The 7794-nt window shown below is 39.8% G+C and carries 6 protein-coding genes; 3 read left to right on the top strand and 3 right to left on the bottom strand.

All coding sequences use genetic code 11. The features are described 5' to 3' along the window. Positions 1 to 276: 276 nt before the first annotated feature. Complete coding sequence (locus Q8S11_RS05370; protein ID WP_305661047.1) at positions 277 to 1152, top strand: glycosyltransferase; 876 nt, start codon at positions 277 to 279, stop codon at positions 1150 to 1152. Positions 1153 to 1323: 171 nt separating this feature from the next. Here Q8S11_RS05370 and Q8S11_RS05365 read toward each other — a convergent pair whose 3' ends face one another. Together Q8S11_RS05365 and Q8S11_RS05360 are read right to left on the bottom strand one after the other, a co-directional pair. After that, a complete protein-coding gene (locus Q8S11_RS05365; RefSeq protein WP_305661046.1) occupies positions 1324 to 2394 on the bottom strand; it encodes a hypothetical protein in 1071 nt (356 codons plus the stop codon). A gap of 1 nt (position 2395) precedes the next feature. Continuing rightward, on the bottom strand, positions 2396 to 4732 hold the full coding sequence (locus tag Q8S11_RS05360) for an SLBB domain-containing protein (RefSeq protein ID WP_305661045.1): 2337 nt from the start codon (positions 4730 to 4732) through the stop codon (positions 2396 to 2398). A gap of 611 nt (positions 4733 to 5343) precedes the next feature. Here Q8S11_RS05360 and Q8S11_RS05355 point away from each other — a divergent pair. Continuing rightward, positions 5344 to 5652: a GIY-YIG nuclease family protein gene (locus Q8S11_RS05355; protein WP_305661044.1), complete on the top strand. Its 309-nt coding sequence runs from the start codon at positions 5344 to 5346 to the stop codon at positions 5650 to 5652. Positions 5653 to 5938: 286 nt separating this feature from the next. Here the strand turns inward: Q8S11_RS05355 and Q8S11_RS05350 are convergent, their stop codons facing one another. Next, positions 5939 to 7603, bottom strand: coding sequence for a capsule assembly Wzi family protein (locus tag Q8S11_RS05350; RefSeq protein WP_305661043.1), 1665 nt, complete (start codon positions 7601 to 7603; stop codon positions 5939 to 5941). Positions 7604 to 7656: 53 nt separating this feature from the next. On the opposite strand from Q8S11_RS05350, the gene Q8S11_RS05345 reads away from it, so the two are divergent. After that, the coding region (locus tag Q8S11_RS05345) for a sugar transferase (protein ID WP_371135128.1) at positions 7657 to 7794 on the top strand (138 nt) is incomplete at its 3' end.

Below are 7794 nucleotides of genomic sequence, written 5' to 3'. Positions count from 1 at the left end.
CGGGGCCTATTGAGCGAGTGCGCTAACAGCGGGGCTTGCTTTTTGAAATCAGGAAATAAAATCGTTCAGGATACTTTTTAAAAGGATATTTTTAAACATCTTATTTTTACCGGACAACAGTGATTCACAAATTTGCTCATTCTCTCGGGTCTCTGCTAACGATAATATAATTTCTTAATTTAGAGGTCTAAATATCTATGCAGCATACCGGCTTATTTCGGAAGAATGATTAACACTGAAACGAGAATCTCTGAATTTCCTTTAATATCTGTCGCCATGGCTACCTATAATGGAGGCCTATATCTCGAGGAACAGTTGGATTCGATCCTTTCTCAAACACTCAGACCTGCTGAAATCATTATTTGTGACGATCAATCAACTGATAATACACCTGAAATTCTCGAGAATTACCGGAACAGGGGACTTCTTAATTATTATATAAATGAAGAAAGACTCGGCTTTATAGGGAACTTTAAGAGGGCAGTTTCACTCTGCAATCCCGGGAATTATATTGCATTATCTGATCAGGATGATATCTGGCTGCCCACCAAACTTAGTCTGGCTGCTGAGTACATTCAAAAGATGGATGAACCTGATTCTCCGGCTATAGTTTATTCAGATCTGATTCTGGTTGACCAAGATAAAAATCTGATTAATCCCTCCTTCAGGGATGAATTGGGTCAGGGAGGATACATATATTGCCTGGAGACCTTATTTTTTGGTTGTTTTGTTAATGGATGTACCATGCTGATGAACCCGGCAATGCGTTCTTACTTTTCCACGATACCTGAGCAGGGGGCTTTAAATCATGATACATGGATCTCAATGATAGCCTATACTTTTGGAATGGCAGACATTGTGCCTGAGCCTCAGGTCTATTACAGGAGCCACAGAGATAATGCGTCAGAAGTTGGAGGTTTTAAGAAGAAAGGAAGGCTGGGCCGGCTATATGCTGAAATTATTCATTCCTTTAAAAAGAATGACCTGTTTGAAGATCAGATCAGCTTTGCTGCTGAATTCTATAAAACATTTCAAGACAAATTGAGCCCTGATCAAAAGGACTTATTTATCCGGTTCTTAAATCTAAAAGGCAAATCCTGGTTGCAAAAGAAAATTGCATTAAGAATGTTTTTTAGGGGGAAGTGGAAGTAGGAATTAGCAAATTAGAGAATTTGAAAATTAGCAAATGAGTATAATTTGTCGATGAGATGATTTGTCTATTTGTCGATGGGGGGAAATTAGATAATTTGAAAATGAGTAAATTAGCAAATGCCAATAGGTATTATTTTATTTTAGCAATTCTCCATTCTCCACTCTCCATTCTCAACTATATTTGTCAACTTGTTTCCTGCTAAGCAGCAAATACAATGCTCCTGCAATTCCTACAATTAATCCCCCATAAATTATAGACATCAGATAACCTGTACGGTTCTTTTTAAGAGGTAATTCGGGTTCATCAACGACCTGGAAAGTTGGGGTTTCCTGTATTAACATGGTTCTGCTAATTTCCAGATTTTTTACAATCTCGGCATAAATCGTTTGCAAGACAAGTTTATCTCTTTGCTTTAACTCAAGCCCAACATTAGCAGTAGGATAGGCGGGGTTTACGTCAAGCATAATACTGTTAGCCTGTGATGCGGAATAGGTTTTCTGATTAAGAAGTATTCCAATACTATCGGCCCTTGCCTGTAATCTGTTTACATTGTTGCGCTGTCTTTTGGTTTTGGTATCAATATAAAAGCGGGTTGCCTGATCAATTAGCCTGGTTGTAAAAACCTGTGCCAGTGCCTCATTGTGCATGGTAACTGTAGCTTCGAAAAAACTTAATTTCTTATCCGGTTTTCCTACTGCCAATTCTTTATCAGTTATCCGTTTGATTATTACCTGTAATAAACTATCCTGTAGCCGGGTATAGTTGTCGGAATTGACCGGAAAGCGGACCGGCTTCCCTTCATTATATTTTTTACCCCATGCTTCACTTAATTTGGCGGTTCTGGCATATTCATCAGCGATAGAAACAGTACTCGAATCACCAAAAGGGGTTAGGAGCGTATTTTTGATCATTTTCTGACTTCGCAATAATTGCTGGACATTATCACCGGCCAGCACTCCTCCGGTACCGGATAAACCACCAAGATCAAACCCAAGCTGGCCTGCAAGTCCTGAAAGAAGCGAGCCCCCACCTGCTTTGGATTCTTCCACCACAAAGGTTAATCTTGAAGTATAGGTAATTGGCTTTAGCCAGGCATAAACTATTCCCAGTAGTGCTCCCAGGATACCAAAAGCAATCAGCTTTCCCTTTTTACTCCATAAATAAAGAACGTTTTCCCATTGGCCTTCAATGGTCTGTCTGAATGAATATTCCGGCTCGTAAGGGTAATTGTCCTGCTTCATATTATCTGGTTAAAATTGCAATCAGGCCAATAAGGGCTGTTACAGCAGAAGTAATTCCTGAAATTTCTGCAAATCCTAACCTGAGCTTATTGTCAGGATTCTTCTTTGGAACAGTAATGGTGCTACCCGGTTTTACCGAAGGGTAGTTTCTAAAAAACAGGAAGTTGCGCACAGGCTTATTCAGACCATTTGGGTATTGTACATATGCACCTTTAATACGGGCATCTTCAAGAACACCTCCTGCAGCATTGATGTAATACTTAAATCTTCTACCCTGATAACTAACATACTGAGGATTACTGACCGCACCTGAAACCTGAACAAAAGAAATTATGCGTGGTATGTAAATACTGTCTCCGGGTAGAAGGATCATGCTTTTTCTAGTTATCGGATCTATTGTGCTCTGAGTTAAATCGAGGTCAACCCGTATTCTGTTCCGGTAAATCTGAGCACTTTCCAATGATCCGTAAGGGCTAAGTCCGCCTGCTCTTTGAATAAAGTCGAGTGCGGTTTCATCTCTTTTCTGGACTGCATATTCACCAGGGAATAATACTTCGCCCTTCACATAAATATTGCCTAATGGCCTGAAATTAACAAGCCTTGGTACATTGATATAATCGAGTGGCTGGAGTTCGATATCCTGAGAACTTTGTCCCGCAATATCCAGATTAATAGTAAAGGTTTCCACCAACTGATTAGCTACACTATCAGAGCTGTTTTTGATAATCCTGGAAATTTCAATGTGATGTCCGGCAGCCTGCTCATTTAATCCGCCAGACAATGCGATTACATCAGTGAGCTTCAGCCCTTTTCGGTAAAGAATGGTGCCCGGATTTTTAACATTTCCGTTTATTGTGATATACTGGTCGGTAATAAATTCTGACCGGTCCTGAATCATAACAGAGTCTTCCCTTAGCAGGGGAATATCTGATTTGCCATTAACAATGGTTTTAGGATCGAATGAAATAAACTCTTTCTCCAGATTTGGGAGAGTCCGTTTGATATAAGCACGTTCTAAATAGGCTTCAGGTTTCAATCCATCGGCTTTCTTCAGAAGTTCTGAGAGACTCAATCCCGAACTTAGTTCATAAACTCCCGGACGGTTCACAGCTCCTTCGAGAATTACACGGTTTGCATATTTGTTTTGGATAGATCCGATTTCAACCCGATCACCATTTCGTGGAACAAAGTCGCTGAAGAGACTTGCAGGAACATCTTTTACTTCCCGCTCCAGTTCAGTTATCTGATCTATTTTTGCAATAGACCGATAGGCGATATCCGTATATCCGCCAGCAAACCTGATCAGGTCATCCAGCTGTTCCTCCGGCTTCAGCTCGTATATCGCCGGCCTTTTAACCTCGCCATAAATGCTTACTCTTTTTCGATAAACCGGGAAATTGATCACATCCTGATCATCCAGACGGATATTTCCATCCATCAGGCCTTGCTGCAGGAAGGTGTAAAAGTCGACGGTTTTATAAATTTTATTATTGCGTATCAGTTCGATATTTCGCAATGAGCCATTCAGGGAAGGACCTCCCGAAAGATATAGGGCATTGAATAGGGTAGAAAGTGATGAAATAGTGTATGATCCGGGTGTTTTTACTTCCCCTACCAGGGTTACTTTTATGGTTCGTGTACTTCCCAGATTAATAGTCAAAGAGCTTTGGCCACTATTTAGTGATGGGTAAACTCTTGCCATTTTGGTTTTGATCAGAGCGGTGGCCTGTTCAATTGTAAAACCATTCACATAAACAATTCCAGCATATGGGATTTGAAGGTTCCCCTCCGGACTGATCTTAGAACGTACACTACTTTCATTAAGACCGGTTAATAGTATTATCAGTTCATCACCCGGACCTAAAACATAGCCTTTTGGAGTTGCAACATTAAAATCAGGGTCGAATTTTATAGAAGTCTGATTAAAGAATTCAGTCCCGTAAATACTTAATGCAGAATTTTGCGTTGGTTTTATTGCTTCTATTGAAACAGGTTTTTTGACAAGATTTACAGTATCCCTGCTGAAATCAATATCGTCTTTCTTATTGATCTCAGAAATTTTGGTTCCACTCTTATTCAGACCAAGCAGGCTTATTCTTTGCTTAAAAAGGTTAAGCTCGATTGGATCCATACCTCTTTGTTCCATTAGCTTATAAGCTTCCTGTTCAGGGATCCCCAGATCCTGTATTCTCTTCCAGGCTTCTGATATTTGGGCATCGCTAAGCTGGTCTACTTTTACATTCTGGAGTTTATCGAGGGATATATTCTGTGCCCGGCTTTGCTGGAACGATAAAACCAGACCGGTAATCAGAATATATATTAAGAATTTAATACGCATGATTTTATTTAGATTTTGCAAATATAAATATTTAATGCAATAAGCGTTCCTGTTATAATTAGCACATAGAAAAGGAGTAATTGATTTTAAATCTAATGTCTTTAGAATTAACCCTATTATTAAAAAATCAGTCTCGCAACTTCTCTATGCTACCGTTTAGCCACAAATTTTATCTATTATAATGAAGTGTCCAATCAATGCGGGAGGAGTAATAGCATTGCTTAAGAGAAAAAATCTGGACAAATATTAATTATGAATGGGCGCGTGACTTTCGACACAATTACAATGACAAACCGATTTTAGTATAGAAGTGTTTCTTTCGTATTGACAAACAGTATTAAAAAAAGGAAGTCGTGGCTTTTGATATGTTAAAATAGGTATTAAAAAAGGAGGTCGTGGGGTTTGATATGTTAAAATAGGTATTAAAAAAGGAGGTCGTGGCTTTCGCCACGATGACAAACCGATTTTAAAAAACAGGAGATTCCGGCGCGGGGGCCGGAATCGGATTGCATTAAGGCCTGGCAGCAGCGCAATTTTTCCTTTTAATAATTAAACAGTACCATTCATTCATATTAATTAGCACAAAAATTAAATGCGGGTATTTTTAATATATGAACGAATATTTTGTTTACATGCTTGCAAATAAATATAACAATGTGCTGTATACTGGCGTGACAAATAATATTAGAAAACGAGTTTATGAGCATAAAATGAAAGTATTAAAGGGATTCACAAACCAATACAATTGTAATAAGCTCGTTTGGTATGAGCCATTTGAGGACATCAATTTGGCCATTGCCAGAGAAAAGCAATTGAAAAATTGGAAAAGAGCCTGGAAAAATGCCCTTATTGAAATAAACAACCCGAATTGGAATGATTTAGCAGAAAAATGGTTTCTTAAATCATTTCCAGCACTGTAGTCAGATTCCGGCCTTCGCGCCGGAATCTCCTTTTCTCCCACCAACGGTTGTCATGGCGGGCTTGACCCGCCACCTCAATCAATCGCTCAGCACTTCATTGTCCTTGCGATTAAGGCCGTCTGACCGGACTGGTAGGCACGACGATTAATATTAGGAATAGTAAGGAGATTGCTTCTCCGCCTTGGGCGGATCGCAATGACAGGTCGTATTGTCAAATCGCAATGACAGGTCGCAATGATACTCCGTCCGTCTCCCTCTCCTTTGGAGAGGGCTGTGGTGAGGCTCCCTAAAACCCATAACTCACCCCAAATCGAAACTCATTCGGTACCGCTGCGGTCTGTAAATCCGGACGAATGATACCACCCTGTTTAAAATACGAGCCTTTGATGTGGAGGTTGTTGATCATTTCATAACCCGCTTCAATGAGTAATTGCTTTTGAATCCCGACATTCGAGCTTAAAAATCGGGGTTGAGGCTCTGCATAATACTGATCCTCCAGCGAACCATTATCACCTTTGCGTATATAGTCCAGACGAATTTTTGTTGACAAGCGGGGCATAGGATTATATTTTAACCAGGCCGTAAGCCTGTCTGCATTCTGACCAATCCAGTCGCCCATTAAATAGTTTTGATTTGTATAGGTTTGAGCAGGTATTAAGTTTTGGTAAACAAAGGGATTAATCCTTGTGTATTCCATCCCTAGTGTCAGGTATGGTAAAAAAACATCAGTGATTGATGCCCCGGCATTAAATCCAACCTGATTCCGGCTCTTATTCCTGTTAAATATTTCTGAAGCCCTGATTTCATCAATGAAAAGTGTCGAATAGAGGTGCAAGCCTTTTATATGGTTTCTTGAACTTGCCTGCAGGAAAAATTGTCCGTTAGAGCCCGAATTTATTCTGTATCTGCTTGTAATCTGATCATATGCTTTAAAGAACATAACAGGTATCAGGTATCCCGGGTCCATTTTGTCGCTGTAAATAATTGATTCACCAATACTGAGTGATACTCCCTTTACTGGAAAGAAGTTAAGGCTATGGGTTGCCATAAATTTAGACACGTAAATTTCGCGGTCGCTGCCGTAAATTGTGTTTCCTTTCGGATAGGATCGGGCAGAATCAGTAATTGCAGATTGCAGCCAGGTATGGGCATAATGGAATTTAACCCATTTTAGAGGTTGGTAATCAAGTCGGATAAAGGGATAGGTAGGGGCCTTATCAGACATAACCAGCCTGCCATTTTCACCATAACCCCACAATAACTGGTCATTTCCCAAACTTACAGATCCATTCTTGAATTCATAGCCCACGCTGCCTCTTAAATTACTGTAACTGAGCAATTTGGAATCCTTTTTAACATTTTCGAATCTAACTAAGCCTGTTTCATTGCTAAACTGCCTGATTGTGTCAATACCGGTTCCGTATTCGGTAATATCTGTGAAAAATGCCTGAAAAGAAACATTTTTTCCCATATGACCCCAAAGCTGCAATCCACTACTCATTTTAAGGAGATTTTTACTTCCACCCTGAGTCGTTTCAAAACCTACAGCAGGATCAATTCTTACAAGAAAATCGCCCTCTTCAGCCGAAAAAGCCCTCCAGCGTTGATAAGGATCCTTTTTAAAAAATAGAGTACTATCAACCCTGTTATTATTGAATTCAGTGTACTCCTGCAGGTAAAAAGCAAGTTCCTGTTTTTCTATGGCTGATAATTTGTGAAGGGAATCTTTAAGTGCAGACAGGTTGAAAGCAATTTCCTTTCTGTTCATTGGAAGAATGAAGTCTGCAATATTGATGTTCCCCTTTTGTGCCTGCCTTGAGAGGAAGCTATTAATTGGAAGTTTTGGGTTCTCCCATACTATTTGTGCCTGTACATTGCCAAGGGTCAATTGAGTAAGGAAAAACAAAATGACAGAGAAGCGGAAAACCTGTTTTTGTTTATTAATAAGCATTCTGATCTCCTTTAATGGTAAGAATTATGGTCTGTAAAACAATCTGACAATCCATCCAAAATGTAGATCGTTATATGCTACGGCATCTTGTAAAACCAGGGATTACAGGTTATGCCCAGGTGAATGGCTGCAGGGGAGAAACCTCTGCACCGGGTTCGATGCAGCGAAGAGTCAATTATGATCTCTATTAC

Origin of the sequence: Daejeonella sp., from assembly GCF_030695525.1 — a bacterium.
GTDB lineage: Bacteria > Bacteroidota > Bacteroidia > Sphingobacteriales > Sphingobacteriaceae > Daejeonella.
The sequence above is the reverse complement of the archived record's forward strand: the minus strand, read 5'-3'. Positions and strand labels throughout refer to the sequence as shown.